The organism is Tenacibaculum aestuarii (assembly GCF_964510395.1).
In the GTDB taxonomy this organism is placed as follows: Bacteria; Bacteroidota; Bacteroidia; order Flavobacteriales; family Flavobacteriaceae; genus Polaribacter; species Polaribacter aestuarii.
In genome coordinates this window covers 73,811-97,764 of record NZ_CAZEFY010000003.1, presented here as the reverse complement: position 1 = coordinate 97,764, position 23,954 = coordinate 73,811, and the positions used below count along the sequence as shown (strand labels likewise).

At 29.6% G+C, this 23,954-nt stretch carries 28 protein-coding genes; 24 read left to right on the top strand and 4 right to left on the bottom strand.

Translation table 11 applies throughout. The annotated features are described in order from the left end of the window. Positions 1-58: 58 nt before the first annotated feature. The 13 genes from ACKTSU_RS06520 (at position 59) to ACKTSU_RS06460 (ending at position 9,677) form a co-directional block, all read left to right on the top strand. Entirely contained in the window at positions 59-1,531 is a 1,473-nt protein-coding gene (locus tag ACKTSU_RS06520) for a serine hydrolase (RefSeq protein ID WP_408035570.1), read from the top strand. Between the two features lie 320 nt (positions 1,532-1,851). Beyond that, positions 1,852-2,622 (top strand): response regulator transcription factor, encoded by a 771-nt coding sequence (locus ACKTSU_RS06515; protein ID WP_408035569.1) that lies wholly within the window; start codon positions 1,852-1,854, stop codon positions 2,620-2,622. 76 nt (positions 2,623-2,698) lie between these two features. After that, entirely contained in the window at positions 2,699-3,076 is a 378-nt protein-coding gene (locus ACKTSU_RS06510; protein ID WP_408035568.1) for a hypothetical protein, read from the top strand. Positions 3,077-3,093: 17 nt separating this feature from the next. Beyond that, positions 3,094-3,369, top strand: a complete 276-nt coding sequence (locus ACKTSU_RS06505) for a hypothetical protein (RefSeq protein ID WP_408035567.1) — start codon at positions 3,094-3,096, stop codon at positions 3,367-3,369. Then, on the top strand, positions 3,348-3,617 hold the full coding sequence (locus tag ACKTSU_RS06500) for a hypothetical protein (RefSeq protein WP_408035565.1): 270 nt from the start codon (positions 3,348-3,350) through the stop codon (positions 3,615-3,617). The genes ACKTSU_RS06505 and ACKTSU_RS06500 overlap by 22 nt, the downstream gene beginning before the upstream one ends. Positions 3,618-3,635: 18 nt before the next feature. Continuing rightward, positions 3,636-4,199, top strand: a complete 564-nt coding sequence (locus ACKTSU_RS06495; protein WP_408035564.1) for a hypothetical protein — start codon at positions 3,636-3,638, stop codon at positions 4,197-4,199. 13 nt (positions 4,200-4,212) lie between these two features. Further along, complete coding sequence (locus tag ACKTSU_RS06490) at positions 4,213-4,680, top strand: hypothetical protein (protein ID WP_408035563.1); 468 nt, start codon at positions 4,213-4,215, stop codon at positions 4,678-4,680. 13 nt (positions 4,681-4,693) lie between these two features. Further along, positions 4,694-5,188: a hypothetical protein gene (locus ACKTSU_RS06485; RefSeq protein ID WP_408035562.1), complete on the top strand. Its 495-nt coding sequence runs from the start codon at positions 4,694-4,696 to the stop codon at positions 5,186-5,188. Between the two features lie 257 nt (positions 5,189-5,445). Continuing rightward, positions 5,446-5,757: a hypothetical protein gene (locus ACKTSU_RS06480; protein ID WP_408035561.1), complete on the top strand. Its 312-nt coding sequence runs from the start codon at positions 5,446-5,448 to the stop codon at positions 5,755-5,757. Positions 5,758-5,777: 20 nt separating this feature from the next. Continuing rightward, positions 5,778-6,182: a hypothetical protein gene (locus tag ACKTSU_RS06475; RefSeq protein WP_408035560.1), complete on the top strand. Its 405-nt coding sequence runs from the start codon at positions 5,778-5,780 to the stop codon at positions 6,180-6,182. A 39-nt stretch (positions 6,183-6,221) separates the two neighbouring features. Further along, positions 6,222-7,232 (top strand): WG repeat-containing protein, encoded by a 1,011-nt coding sequence (locus ACKTSU_RS06470; RefSeq protein WP_408035559.1) that lies wholly within the window; start codon positions 6,222-6,224, stop codon positions 7,230-7,232. Positions 7,233-7,259: 27 nt separating this feature from the next. Then, a complete protein-coding gene (locus ACKTSU_RS06465; protein WP_408035558.1) occupies positions 7,260-8,279 on the top strand; it encodes a hypothetical protein in 1,020 nt (339 codons plus the stop codon). Between the two features lie 180 nt (positions 8,280-8,459). Then, positions 8,460-9,677 carry an alpha/beta hydrolase-fold protein gene (locus ACKTSU_RS06460; protein ID WP_408035557.1) on the top strand — a complete coding sequence of 406 codons (1,218 nt, stop codon included), beginning with the start codon at positions 8,460-8,462 and terminating at the stop codon, positions 9,675-9,677. Between the two features lie 54 nt (positions 9,678-9,731). Here the strand turns inward: ACKTSU_RS06460 and pepE are convergent, their stop codons facing one another. Then, positions 9,732-10,439, bottom strand: a complete 708-nt coding sequence (gene pepE / locus ACKTSU_RS06455) for a dipeptidase PepE (RefSeq protein ID WP_408035556.1) — start codon at positions 10,437-10,439, stop codon at positions 9,732-9,734. A 135-nt stretch (positions 10,440-10,574) separates the two neighbouring features. On the opposite strand from pepE, the gene ACKTSU_RS06450 reads away from it, so the two are divergent. The 6 genes from ACKTSU_RS06450 to ACKTSU_RS06425 all read left to right on the top strand — a co-directional run bounded on the left by ACKTSU_RS06450 (position 10,575) and on the right by ACKTSU_RS06425 (position 16,672). Next, entirely contained in the window at positions 10,575-11,348 is a 774-nt protein-coding gene (locus tag ACKTSU_RS06450; RefSeq protein ID WP_408035555.1) for a carboxypeptidase-like regulatory domain-containing protein, read from the top strand. A gap of 4 nt (positions 11,349-11,352) precedes the next feature. Then, entirely contained in the window at positions 11,353-12,171 is an 819-nt protein-coding gene (locus ACKTSU_RS06445; protein WP_408035554.1) for a carboxypeptidase-like regulatory domain-containing protein, read from the top strand. After that, complete coding sequence (locus ACKTSU_RS06440; RefSeq protein WP_408035553.1) at positions 12,168-12,977, top strand: carboxypeptidase-like regulatory domain-containing protein; 810 nt, start codon at positions 12,168-12,170, stop codon at positions 12,975-12,977. Before ACKTSU_RS06445 ends, ACKTSU_RS06440 begins: the two co-directional genes overlap by 4 nt. Positions 12,978-13,052: 75 nt before the next feature. Next, positions 13,053-13,850, top strand: coding sequence for a peptidase associated/transthyretin-like domain-containing protein (locus tag ACKTSU_RS06435; RefSeq protein WP_408035551.1), 798 nt, complete (start codon positions 13,053-13,055; stop codon positions 13,848-13,850). Positions 13,851-13,880: 30 nt separating this feature from the next. Continuing rightward, complete coding sequence (locus tag ACKTSU_RS06430; protein ID WP_408035550.1) at positions 13,881-14,372, top strand: DUF6702 family protein; 492 nt, start codon at positions 13,881-13,883, stop codon at positions 14,370-14,372. Between the two features lie 71 nt (positions 14,373-14,443). Next, complete coding sequence (locus ACKTSU_RS06425; RefSeq protein WP_408035549.1) at positions 14,444-16,672, top strand: M1 family metallopeptidase; 2,229 nt, start codon at positions 14,444-14,446, stop codon at positions 16,670-16,672. A 70-nt stretch (positions 16,673-16,742) separates the two neighbouring features. Here ACKTSU_RS06425 and ACKTSU_RS06420 read toward each other — a convergent pair whose 3' ends face one another. After that, positions 16,743-17,177, bottom strand: a complete 435-nt coding sequence (locus tag ACKTSU_RS06420; protein WP_051435880.1) for a hypothetical protein — start codon at positions 17,175-17,177, stop codon at positions 16,743-16,745. A 390-nt stretch (positions 17,178-17,567) separates the two neighbouring features. On the opposite strand from ACKTSU_RS06420, the gene ACKTSU_RS06415 reads away from it, so the two are divergent. Continuing rightward, positions 17,568-19,127, top strand: a complete 1,560-nt coding sequence (locus ACKTSU_RS06415) for a helix-turn-helix domain-containing protein (RefSeq protein ID WP_408035548.1) — start codon at positions 17,568-17,570, stop codon at positions 19,125-19,127. A 13-nt stretch (positions 19,128-19,140) separates the two neighbouring features. Here ACKTSU_RS06415 and ACKTSU_RS06410 read toward each other — a convergent pair whose 3' ends face one another. Further along, positions 19,141-19,347 carry a hypothetical protein gene (locus ACKTSU_RS06410; protein ID WP_408035547.1) on the bottom strand — a complete coding sequence of 69 codons (207 nt, stop codon included), beginning with the start codon at positions 19,345-19,347 and terminating at the stop codon, positions 19,141-19,143. A gap of 280 nt (positions 19,348-19,627) precedes the next feature. On the opposite strand from ACKTSU_RS06410, the gene ACKTSU_RS06405 reads away from it, so the two are divergent. After that, positions 19,628-19,798, top strand: a complete 171-nt coding sequence (locus tag ACKTSU_RS06405; RefSeq protein WP_408035546.1) for a hypothetical protein — start codon at positions 19,628-19,630, stop codon at positions 19,796-19,798. A gap of 26 nt (positions 19,799-19,824) precedes the next feature. Then, on the top strand, positions 19,825-20,001 hold the full coding sequence (locus ACKTSU_RS06400) for a hypothetical protein (protein ID WP_408035545.1): 177 nt from the start codon (positions 19,825-19,827) through the stop codon (positions 19,999-20,001). A 44-nt stretch (positions 20,002-20,045) separates the two neighbouring features. Here the strand turns inward: ACKTSU_RS06400 and lon are convergent, their stop codons facing one another. Then, on the bottom strand, positions 20,046-22,502 hold the full coding sequence (lon, locus tag ACKTSU_RS06395) for an endopeptidase La (RefSeq protein WP_408035544.1): 2,457 nt from the start codon (positions 22,500-22,502) through the stop codon (positions 20,046-20,048). Between the two features lie 228 nt (positions 22,503-22,730). Here lon and ACKTSU_RS06390 point away from each other — a divergent pair, with 228 nt between their 5' ends. Together ACKTSU_RS06390 and ACKTSU_RS06385 are read left to right on the top strand one after the other, a co-directional pair. Next, entirely contained in the window at positions 22,731-23,417 is a 687-nt protein-coding gene (locus tag ACKTSU_RS06390) for a tetratricopeptide repeat protein (protein ID WP_408035543.1), read from the top strand. Further along, positions 23,417-23,947: a YfiT family bacillithiol transferase gene (locus ACKTSU_RS06385; RefSeq protein ID WP_408035542.1), complete on the top strand. Its 531-nt coding sequence runs from the start codon at positions 23,417-23,419 to the stop codon at positions 23,945-23,947. The genes ACKTSU_RS06390 and ACKTSU_RS06385 overlap by 1 nt, the downstream gene beginning before the upstream one ends. Positions 23,948-23,954 lie beyond the last annotated feature (7 nt).

The window sequence follows — 23,954 nt, the reverse complement described above, 5'->3', positions numbered from 1 at the left end:
TCGGACGTTTATAACAATGTAATAAATCAAATTTGTAGGAAATTTAAAATCATACAAGATGAAATTCATTTACTTTCTCACATTAATAATGACTATTCAATTCTGCTTTGGTCAACAAGTACCAAAAGAACTAAAAGGTATTGAAAGTGAGATAAATCAATTGATAAAAAAATACAAGGCAGTCGGCTTATCTGTCGCTGTAGTTAAGAATAATAAGGTAATCTACTCAAAAGGGTTTGGTTATAGAGATTTAGAAAATAAGCTACCGGTTACTCCACAAACTATTTTTCCTATTGGTTCTGTTACCAAAGCATTTACAGGTTCCGTTTTAGGTATTTTAGAATCTAAAAATCTAGTTTCTTTAAAAAGTAGACCTGCCTTCTATCTTCCAAATTTTGAATTTTATAACGATACCATGAACAGTTTAATAACCATTGAAGACCTATTAAGCCATAAGAGCGGAATAGGAAATCAAGGGACTACACAAATTTTCTTTCCAGAGGATAAATGGTTAAAGATGATACAACGCCTCAAATATTTAAAACCTGAAGCTGAGATAAAAAATAGTTTTGCATATAGCAATATGGCATATACCCTTGCAGGAACAATTATTGAACAAATTACAGGTGATAGTTGGGAAACTAATATTCAAGAAAAAATATTTATCCCACTAGAAATGACAAACTCCTACATTAAATTAGAAGATATAAAGAAAACATCTAACTACTCTTTGCCTTATGGTATATATAAAGGAGAGATTGAGAGAGTAAAGTTCGAAGAATTTAACACCATCAGTCCTGCAGGAGCCATTAAGAGTACTGTAAATGACATGTCTAATTGGATGTTAACTTGGTTAAACAACGGCGTATATAAAAACTCTCAAATCATTCCTAAAGAGTACATAAAAAAAGCAACAACCCTTCAAAATAGTAACGAAGGAAATTATGAAAAAGATGTTTTTTTGTTCGGTGAGGGCTTTGGATGGCGACTACGATCTAACTACGGACGTTTTAGAGTTGAACACGGAGGAAATACTTATGGATTTAGTTCTGACCTAGCACTATTTCCTTTTGAAAACATAGGAATTGTGGTGTTGACCAATCAAGATAACTCTCTCTTACCTTATATGATAGTGGACACTATTACAAGAAGATTGTTCAATATTAATCCTGAACCTAATTACCCAGTTAGTGTAAAAGAACTTTATAAGCCCTTGCCTTATAAACAATTTAATAAAGATAAGATGCCAACTCATTCTTTGAATTCATTTTGTGGTTCTTATGAGGCTAAAGGATTTGGAAGGATAGATATTGTAAAAGAAAATGGTAAACTATATGCTATTTTACCTACCTATAAATTTCAGTTAGAGCATTTAAACTATAATTCTTTTTTCTTAAAACCTACTAAAGAGTTTAAAGATGTATTTAACCCTCAATTTGACATTCAATTTATGAATAATATTAAAGGAAAAATTACATCATTAAAAATGTATTCCCAAAAAGAGCCTATTGAATTTAATAAGATAGATTAAACTTGTTTGAGTAAAACTTTACCCCAAAAAACACTTTATTAGCTTGCGAACGTAGACAAGAAAAAGCGTAATAAAACAACTTCATATATAATTGAAAAGGCTGCCTTTAAAAGCAGTTTTTTTTATGGATAATATTAAAACCTTCTTGAATTACAGATTTTCTTTTATATCTTGCTAATAAAAATTTAAAGAAGGTACGTTTACACCTCACTATTTGGTTGTATAAAAAAACAAAAAGTGCTTATATAGACAAAGTTGCCAACAAGCTAAAAAATCTAAAAACAGAAATAATTACAAGTATTTAAGTAAAAGATTCTACTATGAAAGAAACCATCGATTTATTTAAAGAAGTATTTAATACCCACAAAGAATATTTAGGAACTGTTGTAGAATTTCACGTGCAAAAACTAAGAGAACTGGATACTTTTTTACCACCAATGCAGTCTTTCTTTATTGTAACAAACACAAGTAAACTAACCTATGAATTTGTCAGTAAGAATTTTGAAGTAGCTCTGGGCTTAGATATTAGCAGAATGCAAACCGAGGGAGTGCCGTATTGGTTTTCACATTTTCATCCGGAAGATTTACCTATATGGATGGGAGTATTGGAAGACTTAATGTTATTTACCATGACTCAAGTAAAACCGGAAGATCGTAGTAAGCTTTCTTACAGTTGGAATGTAAGAGTAAAGAATTCTAAAAACAAGTATGTGAACTTATATGAGCATCAAACACCAACGTATTTTGATAAACAAGGCAAGCCTATAATAGGCATATCTCACGGAAGTGTTGTTGGAAATGGTGAAAGGAAACCCATTATAGGAGTGGTAAAAAAACTAAATGAGAACAATGAATACGAAACCATTTATCACAAAAACTACTCTCAAAAATTGCTTACTACATCTCTAAGGTATAGAGAGCTAGATGTCATTAGGCTATTAGCTTTAAATAAAACCAGCAAAGAAATAGGAGAAAAATTATTCATTAGCTCTCATACCGTAGATGGCCATCGCAGAAATATTCTTAAAAAATTAAACTTCAATTCTACCCAAGAGCTAATAAATTATTGTTTAGCCAACCAATTGTTTTAAAAAATACTCAATATTGAGTATTGTGGTATATGGTGAATAAAACGTAAATTGAGCTAAAGCTATAAGATAAACTATTATGAAAAAAATATTTACTATAATCTTATTCTTAAGTATGGCTACAAGTAGTAATGCTCAAGAAATAAAAGGTTTTAAAACAGAAATGTATAAAAACGAGTACGGTAATCTTAGATTAAAAGTAACCCCAAACACATTTGATGGCATAAAACCTAAAATAATAAAAACAAGTGGTGTCTATGGAGTTAGAATTTGCTATACACAAAATGGTGTGAAAAAAGCAGCGCTTCAAGACATGACCCATAAAATAGTAACCAAGGGAGAATTTGAATATGGTGGTTGGGGCTCTGGAAAGGGTGTTAAGATAAACGGTATTACTTTTTTTCGTGCCGACAAAACCCCCAAAGACCAATGGCCTAAAAAAAATGATTGTTTATAATTAAAACCAAAATTGTTATGAAAAAACACCTATTATTTATAACGCTACTATTTATTCTAGCAAGTACCAACCTTACACAAGCACAAACTAAAGAAGAAACCATATTTTGGCTAAAAGAATATGGTTTTGATATGTTGACATATACAAGCCCAATTTCTTCAAAATTCTCATATGAATATAAAATTGATGTAAACTCTATCTGGCTTATTAAATATCAGGCAAATAACCAAGGGATTAGAAGTAAAAGTTCGGAGACCAAAATAAACTATGAGTGTTTAAAAAAGCCTATTTAGAAAACATTTATATCGGTAAATATTCAGGGGATTTATCATTAATCATAAAATTTGAAAATGAATGTACAGATTATACTGAATATAGTGATGGTAAAATTGTTGTAACTGGTAGTGATCAAATTTTTTATTTTTATTTTGATAATAAAACTACTAAAGAAGACCAAGAACGCTTTTTAAAAGCTTTTAGGCATTTGGCACAACTTTGCGGTGCCAAAGAAAAACCAAAAGTAAAAAAGAACACCTTTTAATAACTAATCAATTTAAAAATGAAAAAACTATTATTTATTTTAACATTAACAATAAGTTCTACTTTATCAATTGCCCAAACTAATAAAACTCTTAGTGATGCTGAGATTAAAAAAGAATGGATAGAGACTATAAATTGGATCAAATCAAAGTCATCCTATTATAATATTGAATATTATGACTCAAGTTGGGGTAATACAATTAGAGTAAAACAGTCTTTTAAAATTTACAGTGATTTTTCTTTTTTAATTGTTCAAAATGAAATTGAAAAATCTAAAAAATGGTTTCATAAAGGTAGTCTTCTAGATATGAAAGGTGTTAATACTATTGCAGAAAATGAAAAAGATTCATCTGTATCACGTATTCATATAAATGTTTCAAATGAAAGGAAGTTTGCAACTACAGATTTTGACACTTATTCTTCAACCTGGTTAGAAGTTTTAAATAAAGATGATATGCCAAAAAGATTAGAAAATGCTTTCAATAGTTTGGGTAAAATAAGTAGTAGATACAGAAAAATAATAAATGAAGAAAAAAGAAAAAAAGAATCAGATAGAATTAAATCATACAATGAAAAATTTTAAAAAATCAAAACCCATGAAACACCTATTATTCCTTTTAGTACTTACGTTAAGTATAAATACCACAAATGCACAAGATGCTACTTTACAAGAAACTATTGATTGGTTGAATATTTATGGGTTAAAGGAGAATGGAACATCATATTCTAATCCTGATATAACCTACACATATACATGGTATTTGACTAAAAAAAATGAAAAATTACATTTTGAACTAAAACAATTTGAAAACGGAATAGAACTTTTAAAGGAAAGCAAAAGTTTTTTTTATGAGGATATCAATTGGATTAAACTTTCACAAGTGGGTCAATATTTTAAGGTGACTATTGATTATAAAGAAACAGGAGACCAGCATTATCTATCTTTTTTAAACAAAGAAAAAGCTATTAGTTTGTTTAAAGCTTTAAAACACTTAAATACCTTTTATAATTATAAAATACAATTTACCGATAAAATTAGACCTAACTTAAAAAACAAATTTTAAAAAAGCAAAACCCATGAAACACCTATTATTCCTTTTAGTACTTACGTTAAGTATAAATACCACAAATGCACAAGACGCTACTTTACAAGAAACTATTGATTGGTTGAATATTTATGGATTTGAAGATAATTTTTCCGACGTTAATAAGAGAAAAACTAAAGTAGAGTGCGATGTTTCATTAAATAAAAATGGAGTCGCAAGTTTTTATTTTATATACTTCGAAATGTCTAAAGACGATTCAGATTGGAGGGAAAGAGAATATGATAACTATGAACGCTTTAGTATATTGCAAGTGAAATTTATTTACTTGTATCCTCCCATAGGAAATAGACAGGGTTACACAATTAGGATAGGGGTACAAAATAAAGATATTAGTTTATTTGTTGAATTTCCTGATAAAGAAAAAGCTATTAGTTTGTTTAAAGCTTTAAAACACTTAAATACCTTTTATAGTCATGAAATACAATTTATCGATAAAATTAGACCTGACTTAAAAAACAAATTTTAAACTATAAACCCATAAAAAAAACAATCTTAACACTTGCTTTATTTATAACTACGCTAACCTTAACTTTTGCACAAGAAAAACAAGGTGATGCTACTTGGGAGGAAACCATAGACTTTATAAAGTCTAAAAAAAAATTTATTAGCATAAATTATTCTACTTCTCCGTCAAATGAAATAAAAATAGATGCACAAGGTATACAATTAATAATATATACTTGGAGTAATTATCCGAAAGAATGGGATAAACGTATATATTATATGCCTTTTAGATATTTAAAAAGCGTTAAACCTTTTAAAGAAGGTAGTTATTGTTATATAGATATTAATAAATTATCAGGTGAATATGTTAGTGTAAAGGTATTTAAAACAAAAAAAGATGATGTTTTTGAATTTAATCCTAAAGGAAGTAAATACTACCTACATGATTCATTTAACTTAGCTCGATTTGACAAATTATGTGTTAATGATGTTGAAATGCGAGAACGTCTTACAAAAGCTTTTCAACATTTAACTTATTTAGCTATTCAAAAAAGAGAAGCAGAGCGTAAAGCTTCTGGAGACAAATTTTAAACAATTAAACAAATAAAAACATGAAAAAAATCATCACCATTTTAACATTAGTATTAGTAGTTACTAGTGCCTTTTCGCAATCAACAGACAAACGCTACACATATTCTTATGCTATTTCAGACTTTAACAGCTCTAGTTGCACTAGTATTAAAGTGATTTATTTTAGTCCTATAGTGTCTTATAACTTTACAGAAGATGAACCCTTTCATCATTATTATGAAATTCAAGGTAACAAAATATCAGAACGATGGGAAAACAAGGTAAAAGCCAATTTTAGTTTAGAGAAATCGTTTTGCTACTATACAAAAACAGATTATTGGGAATCTAGTTATAATGACATAGACGCTACAAGAGATAAGTGGATTGCATTTTACAAAAAACAAGGCTACAAAGTATATACAACTTATAATTTTGGTTTTAGATAATTGATAAACTACTAATAGGACAATAAACCACTTGATTTCATGAAGCATCCCTTAAAAAATGTAGCTTTATTACTACTATCTTTAATGTGTTCTGTTGTTATAATTGCACAGCAAGACATAACAGACAAACAGATCCTAAAACACATCAAAGGAAAAGAGATAGAATGGATTTCTGGCGAAAGTAATTTGGCTAAAGTAAAGATGAAATCCACCAAAAAATGGGGGATTTATAATATAGATGTCTACCGGTATTATGGAGAAAATGTGATTAATGCCGACGAGGTCGTAGCGCCAAAATTCGATTCCATTGGCTGGTTTAAAAACATGGAACCTTTTGTTATTGTTAAAAATAATAAGAAGTACGGCATCCTTTTAAACCCATATGAAATACCTGACGCTGTAGAAAGAGTAAATTGCATTTATGATGCTATTAAAGTGAAGGAAGTAGATGGTAGGTATTATGCGCTTGTAAAGCAAAATGAAAAATGGGGATTGGTAGATTGGTTTGAAGATGTGGTTTTGGTAGATCCAACTTTTGATAATCCTGAAGATGTACCATTAGTTTGGATAGAAGGTTGGGCAAAAGATATGTTTGTAGCGTCTAAGAAAAAATTAAAAGCAGATATCCTTATTTTTGATGAAGGTAATGGAGATGGTGTGTTTAAAGCAAGAAAAAAAGCCACTAAAAAATGGGGAATGTATCAATCGTTAGGAGAAAATGATTTAAAAACACTTATACCTCCAAAATACGATAGTATTCGGTTTTTTGGTTATAACTCTAAATACACAGCAGTTTACAACAAAGATAAAGTAGGTATGTATTTGTCTTATTGGAGTTATAATGATAACACAAAACTGTCAGTACCTTGTATTTACGAAGATTATAAAAAGTATGATGCAAATGGTGTACCAAAACTGGCTGTTAAAAAAGATGGAAAATGGGGTTGGGTAAACTGGTTAACAGGAAATGAAGAATCAGAGTTTAAATACGAAACCGTAGACGATTTACCATATCCATATTACAAACAAGACATTTGGTTTGAAGACTAAATAAAGCTTACTTTAGTAATTTTATAAATGAATCTTCAATCCTTAAAAATACCATCAGGTTGGTCAGTAGAATGGAATTTGTTAACAGATACAGATCCAACAGAAGACACCATAAACGAGTTTACAGGCAGCTCTCTATTGCTTATCAATTCGCATACACGATTAAAAGCGATTGATGTGTCTTGGCGACCAGAAGGAGACATTAATGGTGCATACCAACTACAGGTTATATGTTTGTTGCCAAAATTCAATAGTAAAACAAATACAATAGAATATGAAGGTATTTGGGAAACACCAGAATTAGAATTTACGACTAAAAATAGATTAGAGTTAGTCGATAAATTAAATCATTTACTATTTTATTTAAAGCCCTATACAGATACACGCATTTTATTAAAACCTGGTGTTGTAGATCAGCCTAATGAAACTATAAGACAAGAGTTGTTAACTAACAATTTAACAGAAGAAATTTCAAAAAAAATAATAGCATCTAACCATAAAAAACTTCAGGAGTTACTACTAGACCACGAAGCTGTTCCGTATGCTGATGTAGAAAAATTATTGCACGATGGTGCTACTAAAGGTGTAAAAAACAAAGCGAAGCAATTGTTAAACAGTAAACAGTTTAGAAATCAGAAACCTGAGACATCATCAGAATTTGAAAAGGCTAAACTCATTTCGGTAATCACAAATAAGATGGAAGCTGTTCTTGCAGAGTTGCAACACCTAAAACCAGAAAAAGAATTCACGCTTAAAACTTATGAGCCCAATGGCTATTGGAGCCTCCAATGGAAAAGCACAAAACTTTGGAAAACCGAACATTATTTAAAAGAATGGTTTTCCGTTAGTTTATATGGAGATACTGATGCGTTTTCATTAAGTGGCTCTCATGAAATTAAAGATATTTTTGAACAACTTGAAGACAGATATTTTTTATATAAAGAAAAAACAACAGATACGCTGTTTAGAATGCTTAACACCATTGAAAAGCAAGTCAAAGAATCTGTTTTAAAAGCTGTTGATCAAGAGTTTGATTCTAGTTATTAAAAAAACTATTTGCCAACATTGTATAAAAATAATAGCAGTTTAATCACTTAAACTAAAGTGAAGTTTATAAATTTAAAGTCAATAACAAACCTAAAGATAAATGTATCTAAATCCGCTACTATTCTTATACTTACACGTTGTAACCAATTAAACGAAGACTTAATATTAGAAAAACAATAAATGAAAAAACGTTTTATATTTTTTTTACTACTGATTATCAACTACTATGCAAAGGCTCAAGAATTCACTTCTTACGAAAAACCTTTGAATATAAGTTTGTATTCAGAAATATTAAAAGACTCTGTAAGTCTGGAGATAACCTTACCTAAAGAGCTTAAGAATCAAATAAACACAAAATACCCTGTTATATACCTTCTAGACAAGCAGCTACATATAAACTACACATACAATCTATATACTATTGACTATTTAAGCTCGTTACAATGGATTCCCAAAGCAATTGTTGTTGGTGTAACTTTTTCTCGGAAAAATAGAATTTCATGGACAGTTCCTAATGAAAATGGTGGGAAAGCGGATGATTTGATATTGTTTATTGATAAAGAATTGAATGATAAATTGAATAGAGAATATCCTATTTCTAGTTTTAATTTATTGATAGGGCATTCACGTACGGCTATTTTTTCCTCTTATGCTCTTACAAAGAAACCTGATTTCTTTAATGGTATAATAGCAAGTAGTGTTTCCAATTTCGACTTTGGAGATGAAGTGCAGCAAAAACAGTTTAATACTTTCTTGAATAAAATTTCTTCAAGCCCCAATAAATACTATTACTTTTTTTCTGTTGGAGAAAAAGCATACGGAGATTTACATGAATCAGCTGTCGATAGTTTAAGCCTCTATTTAAACTCTAAAGAACTACCTAAGAACCTAGAATGGAAATACTTCAAACATCAAGTTGCTCATGATCTTACGCCAGGAGTTACCGTAAGTAATTCGTTAAGTCAAATTTTCAAAGATTATGGGAGAAGAATAGATCTTTGCTTCAAACTTGCAAAGTCATCGAAAAATAAAGTACCATGGAATGATTTTCAAGATTTATATACATCAATTTCAACTGAATTAGGTTTAAAAATAGAACCTTCTGAGTTATTCTTCAACAGTATTGCCTCGGAATATTACAATGATTATGATAGTATATATGGTAATAAAAAACTAAATTTTACGCTGGAAATTCTATTAAAAGCAATAGAAAAATACCCTGAAGGTTATGATTACTATACTTGGATAGGAGAAATATATATTACTCTAAAAGAATTTGAAAAAGGGGAATATTATCTCAACAAAGCAATTAAACTAATTAATAAAGACAAATCCATCTCTGAATTTGACCTAAAAAACTACCTTAAAGAAATAGAGGCGTTAAAAAAAACAAAATAACTCCCTACAACACCATAATAAGTACGTTAATCAAAAAGTATTTTAATTTATTTACTAAAAATACTGACCAATCTCTTTATCACTCTCCAACTCTACCGCTTCTTTATTTTGTTGAAATAAACGCGCAGTATAGTTTCCTCGTAATACAATTGAGTCACCGTTCACTTCTAACCAACTCCCTTCACGTAAGCCCAATACAGATGTTTCATTAAAAATATGATATTCTTTAATACGGGTTTCTCTAGTTTCTCCCATATGTGTAGAATCTGGATTAGGATCTAAATAGTGCGCATTAATATTAAACGGAATAAACCCTAAAGTTTTAAAACTTGGTGGATACACGATAGGCATATCGTTGGTATTCATCATTGTTACTCCACAAATATTACTTCCTGCACTCGTACCTAGATATGGCGTTCCGCTTTCAACTGCTTTGGTTAAAGCAGGAATAATATCATTTTTATACAGTTGGTTTACCAATTCAAACGTATTACCTCCACCTGTAAAAATTGCCTCCGCTTGCTGTATTGCTTCTTTCGGATTATCAAACTCATGAATCCCTTTTACCTCTTTATTAATGGTAGCAAAAGCCTTACGAGCTATCTCGGTATATTCATCATAGGTTTTACCACTTGCTCGTGCATACGGGATAAACAAAATTGTAGACGCTTCTTTAAAAAAGTCTGCCAATGTTGGTAAAATATATGTTAAATATCCACTTCCATGTACTGTAGATGTACTTGCTACGATAAGTTTTTTCATTTGATTTAAACGCTATTATTCTTAGTATCAGCTCTAAATTTTCAAAAAGTAATTAGTGCTATTATTTTTCAAATTAACAAAAATTTACCATGTCATTAAAACATTTTTAAGACAAGTAGGTGGTTTATTTGTGATATGAGAAACTTTTTACTTATTCTTTTTACGCTATTTTCTTGTGTCGTTTTTGCACAAAATCCTCCTAAAATTATCAAGGGAACTGTTTTTATCGACAGTATTCCTACTCAAGATGTGCACATCATCAATAAAAAACTTGCTCTGGGAGCTATTTCAAACGAAAACGGACAATTTGAAATTTTAGCAGAAGAAAATAACATACTATTAATTTCTCACCTAAATTTAGAATACAAAGAAATTACTGTGAATGAAGAAAATATAAAAGCTAAAAACATTGTTATTTATGTTGATAGTAAAACCCATATGCTAGATGAAGTTGTTTTAGAAAGAAAAAGAGGAATTTTTGAGACAGATGATGATATTCTTACCAATGCCCCAATAGTGAACGCTAAAACATTAAAGCTCCCCTATGCCAACGTAAAACCTAAAGATGATAAAACTGTAAAAATTGAATCGGGAATAACTATAGGACTCTCAGGACTTGTAAACGCACTTAACGGAAATAATAAGAAGAAAAAACTACTAAAAAAACTAAAAATAGAAGATCAAAACATAGCTAACATTCGAAAACATTATACAGATGGCTTTTTTATAAGACAACTAAAAATTAAAGAAGAACATATTAATTCATTTTTAGAAAGTTGTATTTCAAAAGGTATTATCAATCTGTATCGAAAGGATAAAGTTCTTGAATTAACTTCCGTTTTAATTGAAAATAGTAAACACTCTCCTTATCTATTAGAAAATGAAAATATAAGACTCTCTCAAAAATAATTGCATGATAAAACAACTACCCATCACTTTACTTTTATTACTTACTCTACAAATAACCGCACAAGAAAAACGAAAATTCTTATATGCATCGGTTCACGATGAAGTAGCATCTGTTCCCAATGCACATATTATCAATTTAAATACCAAACAAGGTACTTTTACGAATGATAATGGTGAATTCAGAATTTTAGCTAAACCCAACGATTCTTTACAAATCTCATTTGTAGGCTACGAAATGAAAACTCTTAAAGTTGAAACGATTCATTTTGGAATTGAAAAACATAAAATAGAACTAAAAAAAATAGCAATTGAACTAGATGAAGTGGAAGTAAAAAAACACAACTTAATAGGTTCTATCGCTATAGATACTAAACAAACACCTAAAGATATTGGCTTGGATAAAGCTAAAAGCGCTCTAGATTTTTCTATGATTGATTTTAGTGAAAAAGTAATTTTAGAAATTGACGAAGTTGATAGATCTAAACCTCCTAGTATGATAAGAACTACTGATCCTACAGCTAGTTTTGCAGGTGCTGGTACAGGTTTTAGTTCTGGTCTTGATAAATATGCTCAGCAAAAAAAAAGAACCCGAAAAACAATAAAGTTTAAAGAAAGTTTTCCCAAAATGCTCCTCTCAGAATTTGGAAAACACTTCTTCTTTGAAGAATTGAAAATTCCTAAAGATAAGTACCTACATTTTTTAGAATACTGCAATCCGCTAGGCATTGAAAAATTATATAAAGATGGAAACGTTTTAAAACTAATCGAAATTTTGCGAAAAGAAAGTGTCAGCTATTTAAAAACTATTCATGAAAAAGAATGAAGAAACTATTAATCATACTATGCTTTGTTTCATCTATTAAAATTCTATCCCAAGAACGAAGAACTTTTTTATATGCCTCAATTTATGATGAAATTGGTTCTGTATCAAATACACATATTATCAATTTAAACACCAAACAAGGTACTTTTACTAATAATAATGGTGAATTTAGGATTTTAGCAAAACCAAACGACTCTTTACAAATATCATTTGTAGGTTATAAAACCAAAATTTTTAAAATTGATTCAAAGCATTTTGGTATACAACAAAACAAAATTGAACTAAAAAAAGTAGCAATAGAACTCGATGAAGTTGAAATAAAAGAGCATAACTTACTTGGGTATATTTCTTCTGACACTAAACATATTAAAACTGAAAAAGAGATCAATGCAGAAAGTTTAAACCTTCCTTACGCTGGCTCAAGAATTTTAACTCCTGCCGAAAGGCGTTTATACACAGGAATGGGTGGACGCCCTTTAAAACTTGAAGGTTTCGGTTTTATTTTGTCAACAGATTATATTATTAACTCCATATCAGGTAGGCTAAAAAAGCTAAAAAAAGAAAAAGCTATTGAGGATACTGAAAAGAGAATACAACATATACGCAACAATTATCGAGTTTATATATTACATGAATTAAAAATTATACCAGAAGACCTTACAAGATTTATCTACTTTGTTGAAAAAGCTAATGATTTTTCTCCTTTACTATTAGCTGATGAAATAACTATGATTTCTTTTTTAAAATTAAAATCTGAAGAATTCAAAAAATTAAATCCACAAAATTATAAACCACCCAAACAGTAGTCCAAAATTTAAATTAATGATTTTAAAATATTTTGTACCTTTATAAGTAAGCACTAACCTACAACACTTACCTTTATGAAGCGATTTTTTTTAGCCTTACTTCTTTTATCACAAGTTGCATTCTCACAAGAAGAGCGAAAAACACTTTTCGGAATTGTTTATGATGAAAATGGTGTTTTAGAAAACGCTCATATTGTTAATTTTTCTACAAATCAAGCTACTTTTTCTAACGAAAATGGTGAATATCGAATTTTTGCAAAACCTAACGATTCGATAAGATATACCTCTATAGGATACCAAACAATTTTTGATATACTTACCAAAGAGGATTTTAATACTTACCGAAAAAGAACCACTTTAGAAAAACAAGATTACGAGTTAGATGAAATTTTACTACGAAACAACGAACTTTCAGGAGAGCTTACTAAGGATTTACGTAAAGTAAAACGTGATAAAAATCTAGAAATCGCTAGTAATGCTACTGATTTTTCTAAAGTAAATTATAACAACTATGCTTCCGATGATCATATTAGCTTACATGTAAAACCCAATGTTGTTAGAGTTGACCCTACTAAAGATTTTGAGGGATTTGGCACAACCAATACATTTCCTGTAAAAGACTCAGAAAAAATACAAAAACTTCGTAAAGAATTAGCTTTTAAAGAAAGTTTACCTGCTAAACTATTAAGTGAATTAGGAGAGGATTTCTTTTTTGTTGAACTAAAAATTCCTGTTAATAATTATTACCATTTTCTTGAATACTGTAATCCGTTAGGTATTGAAAAACTATATCAAAACCGTGAAGTATTAGAGGTTATTAAAATTTTAAGAAAAGAGCACTCTAGCTATTTAGAAATTATTAAAAAACAGTAATTTGGCGCAATAATTGTTTTAAAACACTCCATGAAAAAAGTTATTATCATTCTTTTAGTACTTCCGTTACTTTCTTTTACACTGCATAAGTACTACGTTGCTTTAACTGAAATTGAATATAAAGAAGACTCTAAAAGCATTCAAATGATTATGAATGTTTTTATGGATGATATAGAATTAGCGATTAATAAAGATCATAATACCAATCTAAAAATTGCTACAAAGAATGAGCTACCTTCTATTGATGAACATTTTTATAAATACTTAAAAACTCATTTCAAAGTAATCATTAATAAAGAAGAGAAAACCTATAAATTTATAGGTAAAGAGTACGATGGAGATATCGTTTATTTCTATTTAGAAATTGAAAATGTCTCGTTACCAAAATCAATAAAAATAGAGAACAATGTTTTAGTAGATCACTTTCCTGATCAACAAAACTTGGTAAAAGCTACTGTCAATAAAAAACGAAAAAGTTTATTTTTATCTAATAATAATGATAAAGGTTTGTTAAAATTTTAACATTCACACTTTTTTAATAATAAGTTTTCATTAACTTTCCGCTTATTTATTCAAAAACTAATAAGCATATAATGAGAAAATATTCTACGCTACTATTTTCAGCGCTCTTTGTATCTGCTTCTTTATTTGCTCAAGAAGCCCCTAAAAAAGAACGTCAACAAGGTCATACCGACCAAAACAAATTTCGACAATTAAAAGATGTACTAGCAACTCCTAACGATCAACGTACCGCCTCTGGTGCACCTGGTCATGCTTACACACAACAAAAAGTTGATTATATAATGAACTTACGTTTAGATGAAGCTACAGATAGATTATACGGAGAGGAAGATATTACCTACCACAATAATTCTAAAGACCATTTAGAGTATTTATGGTTACAGTTAGACCAAAACATGAGAGCTCCAGATTCTAAATCTCCATTAGCTGAATCTAAAGGTGCTAGTAGCTTTCAAACTCCTAGTAAATTTGTGAGTGAAAACATGGATAAACCAAAAGCATTTGGTTTTAATATTGAAGCTGTTAAATATGCTGATGGTAGAGACTTATCGCATACCATTAATCGTACAATGATGCGTATTAATTTACCTAAGCCATTGGCTCCAGGTGAAGTGTTTAAATTCAAAATAAAATGGAACTATTTGATTAACAATTCTGTTGAAGATGGTGGTCGTTCAGGTTTTGAATCTTTTCCTGATGGAAATAAAAACTATACCATTGCTCAATTTTTCCCAAGATTATGTGTGTATAACAACGTTGAAGGATGGCAAAACATGCAATTCTGGGGTCGTAGTGAATGGGCTCTAGAATTTGGTGATTATGATGTAAAAATTACAGTTCCTGCTGATCATATTTTAGATGCTACTGGTGAATTACAAAACGAAAAAGAGGTTTTAAGTAAAGAACAACGTAATCGTTTTGAAAAGGCAAGAAAGTCTTTTAAAAATCCTGTATTTATCGTTTCTCAAAAAGAAGCTGAAGAAAACGAAAAACAAGGAACTTCAAAAACTAAAACTTGGCACTTTAAAGCTAACAAAGTACGTGACTTTGCTTTTGCTTCATCAAGAAAATATATTTGGGATGCTATGGCAGTAAACATTAACGGTAAAACGGTGATGGCTGTATCTTTATACCCAAAAGAAGGAAATCCATTATGGGAAGAGCATTCAACTCGTGTTGTTGCTAATACGTTAGAAGAGTATTCTAAAATGACTTTTGATTACCCATACTCTAAAGCTGTATCAGTACATGCTAAGCGTCAAGGAATGGAATATCCTATGATTTGTTTTAACTATGGGCGTCCAAACCCTGATGGAACCTATTCTGATAGAGTTAAAAATGGAATGATTGGAGTAATTACTCATGAGGTTGGTCATAACTTCTTCCCTATGATTGTAAACTCAGATGAGCGTCAATGGACATGGATGGATGAAGGACTAAACTCTTTTGTAGAGATTTTAGCTGAGTTAGACTACGATCCTAATTTTAATACGGGTAACTTACCAAAAGACATTGTTCGTTACATGAGCTTAGATCAAAATAAATTAAGCCCTATCATGTCTCAAGGTGATTACGTTCATAATTTCGGACCAAATGCATACACAAAGCCAGCTGCTGGTTTATACATGTTGCGTCAAACCATTATGGGACCTGAATTATTTGATTATGCTTTTAGAACTTATTCACAAAGATGGATGTTCAAGCACCCTACTCCTGCTGATTTCTTTAGAACTATGGAAGACGCTTCAGGTATGGACTTAGATTGGTTCTGGAGAGGTTGGTTCTATACTACAGATTATACTGATATTGGAATTAAAGAAGTTAAACCTTTATATGTAACTAACAAACCTAATGAAGAAACAAAGAAGTTACAAGCACAATACCCTTCTTACTTTGCGCAATTAGGAAAATTAGTATACTTAACTACTGATAAAGGAAGTGCTGATAAATCTGAAGTAGAAGCTTATATTAATAGCTTACCGAATGATAAAAAAACTAGCTTAAAGGAATTACCTCAATATATCTATCAAGTTGAGTTCGAAAAACCTGGAGGATTAGTAATGCCTATTATTTTAGAAATTAATTATGCTGACGGAACAAAAGAACGTCAAACTTTCCCTGCTCAAATATGGAAGAAAAATGAACATCAAGTTTTTAGAGTATTTACATCTTCTAAAGAAATTAAAAGCTTTGTTGTAGATCCAGACCTTGAAACAGCTGATATTGATACTTCTAATAATAGTTGGCCAAAGCAAACAACAAATAAATTTGATGCTTTTAAAAATAAAGCTAAGAATTAATAATAAATAGTATCAAAACAAAAAAGCAGCTTTTTAAGCTGCTTTTTTTATATTTATAAGTAAAGTTACATTACTTATTAAATAATCTATTTACATCATTAAATGTAAGTAATTTAGAAACTGTCATAATATCTGGATCTCTACTTACATACTGCTGAATTTGTAATCTTACCACCCCATCTTCTTTAGTGTATTTTAGCCAAATAACATCTCCATTTGCTTTAATTTTATAAGGATCCCTTGGATTTTCTTCAAAACCTTTTACAATTATTTGATATAACTTTTCTACATCATTGTCTAGATTTTTAAAAGAAAAATGAACGTACTCATGTATAGGATCGTTAATATTCTTATAATATAAATTATAAGCTTCATTACCAATTTTTTCTAAATACACATATTCAATTTTACCTACAATTTCTGTTTTAGTAGTTTCTATAAATTCAATCTGTGAATACGACACAACTGAACATAAAAACGCGGTTAAAAAAAGAAGTCTTTTCATAAATTTAGGGGTTTAAAGTTTGATTAAATTTTTATTTTTTAAATATAACTAAAACAACAACGACTTATACAGACAAAAAGTATGAATTACTTATTTTTTCTTTTATAAAACTCTTTGCTACAATTTCTCTTAAAATATTTTTCCTTATGTACTTCATAGTAAGTTAACTTTTAAACAATTAACATTTATATTTTTTATATTTTGCGTAAACGTTAATTTTTATCCCTCGAAAAAATCATGTTAAAAAAAGCTTTGTCTATTGTATTCATTGTTATTACTTTCTCAAAAGTATTTTCTCAAACTAACCTGTATAGTGAAAATGATCTAAAAAAAATTAAAGAAAAATTTTATCTAAATAAAGAAATAGGAATAGACAGTACTCTAGTTTATATGGAAAAACTACAAAAGAGCACAAGTATTCCTTACAAAACATTTGGGTATGCTGCATCTGAATATTTAAAAATTAGAGAAAAAGAATTATTAAATATTTCTTTCTATCAAGATAGTATAAATAAATATCTTCCTAGAATTTCAGAAACAAACAACAACTACCCTATTTTATTTGATATTTATATATTATTAGGAAATTCCAATAAAAGAAAAGGTTTAATTAAACCTGCTTTACAAGATTATATTACTGCTGAAAACTATGCTTTACTAGCAAACGATATTGAGCGAACTATTAAAATTAAAGGTAATATAGCCCTTATTTATCAAGACATGGGTGAACTAGAAAAAGCCTTAAAAAAAAGTAAAGAAAGCCTACACTTATTAGAGCTAAATAAAAAAGAACTTGCCGGTAAATATTATTCCAATAAATATAAAAGAATGCTAAATGTAGCTGCAATTTACGCTACACTTTACAAAAATGATACAACTAAACTTCAGTATGCAGATTCATCGCTACAATACTATAATGCCATACTTATAAACAAAGATTTTAAACTTAACAATTATTATCTTGGTAAAGTTTATTATGGTTTGGGTACAACCTACAGCCTGAAAAAAGAATATTCTAAAGCTGGTTTATTTCTTAAAAAAGGATTAACGTTTTTTAAAAAAAGTAAATCCTCTTCTTATTTATACAAAGGATACTATAACCTTGGATATAACCATTATATGTCAGGTGATATAAATAAAGCAAAAGAGAACTTTTTAAAGGTTTTAAAAATTAAAAAAGACACTATTCTAGATTATAATTATTTATACACACATTATTACCTTTCTAAAATTCACACCAACCAAAACAAAATAGACTCTGCTAAATATCATTTAACCAAGTTTATTGTCGGTTATGAAAAACTTACTTCAAGAAAAAAACAGCAAATCAATGGAGCCTACAAAATTGATCTTGATAAAAAAATAAAAGAGTTAAAAGAGCTAAAAGAATATATTGCGAATAAAAATTTTTATTACAGAGCTATTTTTATAATACTAATTTTCATACTAATAATTATTAGTTTCTTAGTCATTAAGAATTCTAAAGAAAAAAAGAAAGCTAATGAAAAACTAGATGAATTATTAGCTAAAAATTCAAAAAAAGAATACCTAACTAAAAAGCCGTTTTCTACTTCTAATGATGTAAAAATAAAAGACGAACAGCACAAACAAATTATTAAAGGCCTATTAAAAATTGAAGAAAAAGAATACTTTTTAAAAGAAGAGTTTAATTTATATAATGCTGCTAAAAAAATTGGAACAAACACCACATACCTTTCAAAAATTATTAAAGATTATAAAAAAATGAGTTTTAATGATTATACAAACGAATTACGTATTAACTATATAGTTAAAACATTAAGTAATGATAAAAAGGTTAGATCATATACAACTCAAGCAATTGGAGAAATAGCTGGATACAAGAACTCTAAATCCTTCACACGAATTTTTAAAAAACATATAGGTATAACTCCTTATCAATTTATAGAAAAAATTAATAAAGAGTTATAATGTTGTAATCGTTTTAAATACTGAAACCTTTGTATTCATAGCATTTATCTTTACTATCCTCTTCTGGAAGTGGAGGTAAACAATCTTCTTCTCCATCTGTATCAGGTCCACCAAATACCCCTGTATTTGGCTTTGCAATTGGATCTCCTGCAAATATTTTAAACTTTTCTTCTTGTGTTAATTTATACTCTCTTAACAACTCAATAGATAAACGTTTCATAAGTTTTTAATTTTAGTTTGAGTAAAGTTATTTTTTTTATCCATCAATTTATCTTTTGACATCTTTATTCATCACAAAACAAAACAAAAACCTAACAATCAATAAATTAAAACAAAAATAAGAGTGCTATTTTTTTTAAATAGTGCCTGTTTTTTTCTTAAATAGTAACTATATAAACTTCTTACAAGACCTAAAACCTGTAATATTTGTATGAGAAATTTCTTAAATGCGGAACCTGAAAAGCATACAATAGAGTAAGGAAAATTAAAATTAATTAACCATGTTAAAATCTATTTCAAACTTAGGAAACGTTTTAAACAAAACAGAACAAAGAGAAGTTAATGGAGGCCAAATTGTCTGCCCTAGAGGAACTTATTTAAAATGTAACTGGATAAGATGTTGGTGTGAACCAGAATATGTTGAAGAACCTATTGAAGACTTTGATCATTAATAACTAATAACTAAAACTGATTAATTATGTTAAAATCTATTTCAAAATTAGGAAATGTTTTAAATAAATTAGAACAAAGAGAAATTAACGGAGGTTTAATACAATGCCCTCCGCATACGAGATATATCTGTATAGGAACACCTCCTATGGTATCTTGCTGGTGTCAACCATTTGTTCAGCCAGGTGATGATTTTGTGAGATAAAATCAAAAGCCGCTTATACTAGAAATAAGCGGCTCTTTTATAAATTATACTAACTTTTTAGCATTCTTAACTTTTTGTTTGGTAAGTGCAATATCAATTACCTCACTCATATCTGTTACGTAATGGAAGGTTAACCCTTTTAAGTAACTTTCCTTTATTTCATCAATATCTCTTTTATTATCCGCACAAAGAATTATTTCTTTAATATTAGCGCGTTTAGCAGCTAATATTTTTTCTTTAATCCCTCCTACTGGTAATACTTTTCCTCTCAATGTAATTTCACCAGTCATTGCTAATTTATTTTTAACCTTTCGCTGTGTAAATACCGATACTAACGACGTTAACATAGTTATACCAGCACTTGGTCCATCTTTTGGTGTTGCTCCTTCTGGTACGTGAATATGCACATCGTATTTATCTAATACTTCTGGGTTAATCCCAAATTCTTCAGCATTCGATTTAATATACTTCATTGCAATGGTAGAAGATTCCTTCATTACCGTACCTAGGTTACCTGTAATAGAAAGGTTTCCTTTTCCTTTAGAGATAATCGATTCTATAAATAAAATATCTCCTCCAACACTTGTCCATGCTAAACCTGTAACTACACCAGCTACATCGTTATTTTCATATTTATCACGTTCTAAACGAGCTGGCCCTAGAATAGTTTCAATATCCTCATTGGTAAGCGTAACATTATATTCATCTTCCATAGCTATTGATTTTGCTACAAAACGAACTACTTTTGCTACTTGCTTTTCTAAACCACGAACTCCAGATTCACGAGTATATCCTTCAACAATTTTTTCAATCTGTTTTTTACCAACTATCAAGTGTTCTTTTGATAATCCGTGTTCTGTTAATTGCTTCGGAAATAAGTATTTCTTGGCTATTTCTACTTTTTCTTCAATCGTATATCCTGTTACATTGATAATTTCCATACGATCTCGTAATGCCCATGGAATTTGATTGATATTATTCGCTGTAGCTATAAACAATACCTTAGAAAGGTTATACCCTACTTCTAAATAATTATCGTAAAAATGTGTATTTTGTTCAGGATCTAATACTTCTAACATTGCTGAAGAAGGATCTCCTTGATGGCTTTGTCCTAATTTATCAATCTCATCTAACACAAAAACTGGATTGGAAGTTTCTGCCTTTTTGATATTCTGAATTAAACGCCCTGGCATCGCTCCAATATACGTTTTACGGTGACCACGAATCTCAGCTTCGTCACGTAAACCTCCTAACGACATACGAACATACTTACGCCCTAAAGCCTCTGCTACCGATTTACCTAACGATGTTTTACCAACTCCCGGAGGTCCGTATAAACAAATAATAGGCGATTTCATATCTCCACGTAGCTTTAAAACTGCTAAATGCTCTATGATACGTTCTTTTACCTCTTCTAAGCCAAAATGATCTCTATCTAATATTTTTTGAGCTCTTTTTAAATCAAACTTATCCTTAGAAAACTCATTCCAAGGTAACTCTAACATCAACTCTAAATAATTACGTTGAATACCAAATTCAGCCATTTGGGGATTCATACGTTTTAAACGACTTAACTCTTTTTCAAAAGTTTCAGCAACTTCTTTACTCCATTTTTTCGACTTCGCTTTTAAACGCATTTCATCAAGCTCTTGCTCGTGAGAAACGCCTCCTAGCTCATCTTGAATCGTTTTTAATTGCTGATGTAAATAATACTCACGCTGTTGTTTATCTAAATCAGAACGTGTTTTCGATTGAATATCGTTACGTAATTGTAATTTTTGAAGCTCTTTATCTAAGTTCTTTAAAGTTAATAACGCACGCTCTTTCAAGTTATCTTTTTCTAATAATACTTGTTTTTGCGACACGCTTAACTCCATATTTGATGAAATAAAATTCACCAAAAATGAACTCGATTGAATATTTTTAATTGCAAATGAAGCTTCAGATGGCAACATCGGATTTTCTTTAATAACCTCTAAAGCTAAATCCTTAATAGAATCAATAATTGCATCAAATTCTTTTTGATCGTCAATTTCACGCTCATCTACTGCTTCTTTTACCTTTGCTTTTAAATAAGGCTCTTCTTGAATAACTTCCTCAATTTCAAAACGCTTTTTACCCTGAATAATAACCGTTGTATTGCCATCAGGCATTTTTAGTACACGTAATATTTGCGCTACTACACCTGTTTGATAAATATCATCTATTCCTGGATCTTCAACTTCGCTATCTTTTTGTGCTACTACTCCTACAACCTTATCTCCCTTGTTGGCATCTTTAATAAGTTGAATAGACTTATCTCTACCTGCTGTAATAGGAATTACCACACCAGGAAACAATACAGTATTTCGTAAAGGAAGAATTGGTAATTCTTCAGGAATACTTTCTTGATTTATTAATTCTTCGTCCTCTGGCGTTAATAAAGGGATTAATTCTGAATCTTCATTAAAAACATCTTGAAGCGACAAATTGTCTAAATGTAATATTTTTGATTTGCTCATATCTTATATATTCTGTCATAGTGGCACTTTTAAATATTTCTAAAAAGAAATACCACTTTTTTAAAACCGTAAACAACTGACAAACAGAAAGATAAAATCATCTAATTGCTTATCGTATTAACTATAAGTCAATTCTTATGCCATTAAAAACCATGTTTCATTTAATTTGTAACTATTTTTGATGTTAGTCGTCATATAGGTATCTTATCAACAAAAACTAATCAAAAAATGAAAACTAAACTTTTGTTCCTTTCCCTATTACTTTTAATCATTAGCTGTACTTCTAAAACAAATTCTTCTGAATTCATAGAAAAAGCTTCTGGACGTTATTATTTTAATGCTGATGAAATTATAGAAGTTACTTTTGATGAGGACAAAAAATTACGCTTAAAATGGCGTAACCAAGATTTAGAACCATTAAAAGTTGACGATACTTCTTTTTATGTTAGAGAATTAAACGAAAAACTAATTTTTAATACTGCTGAAAACAAAATAGAATTAGCCGAAAAGAGGGAACATGAAGGAGAAAAATATGTTTTTAAAAAATTAAAAAGAGGAGAAAAGACACCTAGCGAATATTTAGCTGAAGGTAATTTTAAAGCTGCTTTAGAAGGTTATAAAGCTATTAAAGAAAAAGATAGCTTAACCCCTGTTATTAGAGAGCGAAACTTAAACAGATTAGGTTATCAGTATCTTAGAAATAATGAATATGAAGCTGCTATTAATGTATTTAAAATTAATATTGAATTATACCCAAACAGTTCAAATACATACGATAGTACTGGTGATGCTTATACTAAAATGAAAGATACTGCAAATGCTATTGAGTACTATAAAAAGGCATTGGCTATTAATCCTGAAAACAGAAGTTCAAAACGCGCTTTAGAAAAACTGACTTCTAAAAAAGAGGAATAATGGAAAAGTTAAAATACCCTATTGGTAAACTCAATATTCCTACTGATATTTCTTCTGAATTACTTACAGACTGGATCTCAACTCTAGAACGCTTTCCTGAAAGATTACAGAAACTTGTTGAAAATCTTTCTGAAGAACAAATAGACACTCCCTACAGGGAGAACGGATGGACAATTAGACAAGTAATACATCATTGTGCAGACAGTCATCATAATTCTTATACACGTTTTAAATGGGCTCTTACTGAAGAGAAACCTATTATTAAAACGTATTTTGAAGATCGTTGGGCTGAATTGTTTGATTCTAAAACTGCTCCTATTCAACTTTCTTTAAATACTTTAAAAGCGTTACATGCTAAATGGGTCTACTTTTTAAAAGGTTTAACTGAAGATGACTTGAACAAATCTTTTATTCATCCTGATGGAGATGAAGAAGTTGGGTTAAAAGAAAATATTGGCATTTATGCATGGCATTGTAACCACCACTATGCGCATATTCAACAATTGTTAATCAGAAAAAATTGGTTGTAAAAACTTT

What these genes read in the sequence shown, in the direction of transcription:
- ACKTSU_RS06445 (WP_408035554.1), top strand. Translation starts at nt 11,353, where the DNA reads ATGATAAAACAACTACCCATCACTTTACTTTTATTACTTACTCTACAA.
- ACKTSU_RS06400 (WP_408035545.1), top strand. Translation starts at nt 19,825, where the DNA reads ATGTTAAAATCTATTTCAAAATTAGGAAATGTTTTAAATAAATTAGAA.
- ACKTSU_RS06515 (WP_408035569.1), top strand. Translation starts at nt 1,852, where the DNA reads ATGAAAGAAACCATCGATTTATTTAAAGAAGTATTTAATACCCACAAA.
- lon (WP_408035544.1), bottom strand. Translation starts at nt 22,502, where the DNA reads ATGAGCAAATCAAAAATATTACATTTAGACAATTTGTCGCTTCAAGAT.
- ACKTSU_RS06505 (WP_408035567.1), top strand. Translation starts at nt 3,094, where the DNA reads ATGAAAAAACACCTATTATTTATAACGCTACTATTTATTCTAGCAAGT.
- ACKTSU_RS06415 (WP_408035548.1), top strand. Translation starts at nt 17,568, where the DNA reads ATGGAAAAACTACAAAAGAGCACAAGTATTCCTTACAAAACATTTGGG.
- ACKTSU_RS06485 (WP_408035562.1), top strand. Translation starts at nt 4,694, where the DNA reads ATGAAACACCTATTATTCCTTTTAGTACTTACGTTAAGTATAAATACC.
- ACKTSU_RS06390 (WP_408035543.1), top strand. Translation starts at nt 22,731, where the DNA reads ATGAAAACTAAACTTTTGTTCCTTTCCCTATTACTTTTAATCATTAGC.
- ACKTSU_RS06510 (WP_408035568.1), top strand. Translation starts at nt 2,699, where the DNA reads ATGAAAAAAATATTTACTATAATCTTATTCTTAAGTATGGCTACAAGT.
- ACKTSU_RS06480 (WP_408035561.1), top strand. Translation starts at nt 5,446, where the DNA reads ATGCCTTTTAGATATTTAAAAAGCGTTAAACCTTTTAAAGAAGGTAGT.
- ACKTSU_RS06435 (WP_408035551.1), top strand. Translation starts at nt 13,053, where the DNA reads ATGAAGCGATTTTTTTTAGCCTTACTTCTTTTATCACAAGTTGCATTC.
- ACKTSU_RS06450 (WP_408035555.1), top strand. Translation starts at nt 10,575, where the DNA reads ATGAGAAACTTTTTACTTATTCTTTTTACGCTATTTTCTTGTGTCGTT.
- ACKTSU_RS06465 (WP_408035558.1), top strand. Translation starts at nt 7,260, where the DNA reads ATGAATCTTCAATCCTTAAAAATACCATCAGGTTGGTCAGTAGAATGG.
- ACKTSU_RS06495 (WP_408035564.1), top strand. Translation starts at nt 3,636, where the DNA reads ATGAAAAAACTATTATTTATTTTAACATTAACAATAAGTTCTACTTTA.
- ACKTSU_RS06420 (WP_051435880.1), bottom strand. Translation starts at nt 17,177, where the DNA reads ATGAAAAGACTTCTTTTTTTAACCGCGTTTTTATGTTCAGTTGTGTCG.
- ACKTSU_RS06490 (WP_408035563.1), top strand. Translation starts at nt 4,213, where the DNA reads ATGAAACACCTATTATTCCTTTTAGTACTTACGTTAAGTATAAATACC.
- ACKTSU_RS06470 (WP_408035559.1), top strand. Translation starts at nt 6,222, where the DNA reads ATGAAGCATCCCTTAAAAAATGTAGCTTTATTACTACTATCTTTAATG.
- pepE (WP_408035556.1), bottom strand. Translation starts at nt 10,439, where the DNA reads ATGAAAAAACTTATCGTAGCAAGTACATCTACAGTACATGGAAGTGGA.
- ACKTSU_RS06385 (WP_408035542.1), top strand. Translation starts at nt 23,417, where the DNA reads ATGGAAAAGTTAAAATACCCTATTGGTAAACTCAATATTCCTACTGAT.
- ACKTSU_RS06410 (WP_408035547.1), bottom strand. Translation starts at nt 19,347, where the DNA reads ATGAAACGTTTATCTATTGAGTTGTTAAGAGAGTATAAATTAACACAA.
- ACKTSU_RS06520 (WP_408035570.1), top strand. Translation starts at nt 59, where the DNA reads ATGAAATTCATTTACTTTCTCACATTAATAATGACTATTCAATTCTGC.
- ACKTSU_RS06460 (WP_408035557.1), top strand. Translation starts at nt 8,460, where the DNA reads ATGAAAAAACGTTTTATATTTTTTTTACTACTGATTATCAACTACTAT.
- ACKTSU_RS06405 (WP_408035546.1), top strand. Translation starts at nt 19,628, where the DNA reads ATGTTAAAATCTATTTCAAACTTAGGAAACGTTTTAAACAAAACAGAA.
- ACKTSU_RS06430 (WP_408035550.1), top strand. Translation starts at nt 13,881, where the DNA reads ATGAAAAAAGTTATTATCATTCTTTTAGTACTTCCGTTACTTTCTTTT.
- ACKTSU_RS06440 (WP_408035553.1), top strand. Translation starts at nt 12,168, where the DNA reads ATGAAGAAACTATTAATCATACTATGCTTTGTTTCATCTATTAAAATT.
- ACKTSU_RS06425 (WP_408035549.1), top strand. Translation starts at nt 14,444, where the DNA reads ATGAGAAAATATTCTACGCTACTATTTTCAGCGCTCTTTGTATCTGCT.
- ACKTSU_RS06475 (WP_408035560.1), top strand. Translation starts at nt 5,778, where the DNA reads ATGAAAAAAATCATCACCATTTTAACATTAGTATTAGTAGTTACTAGT.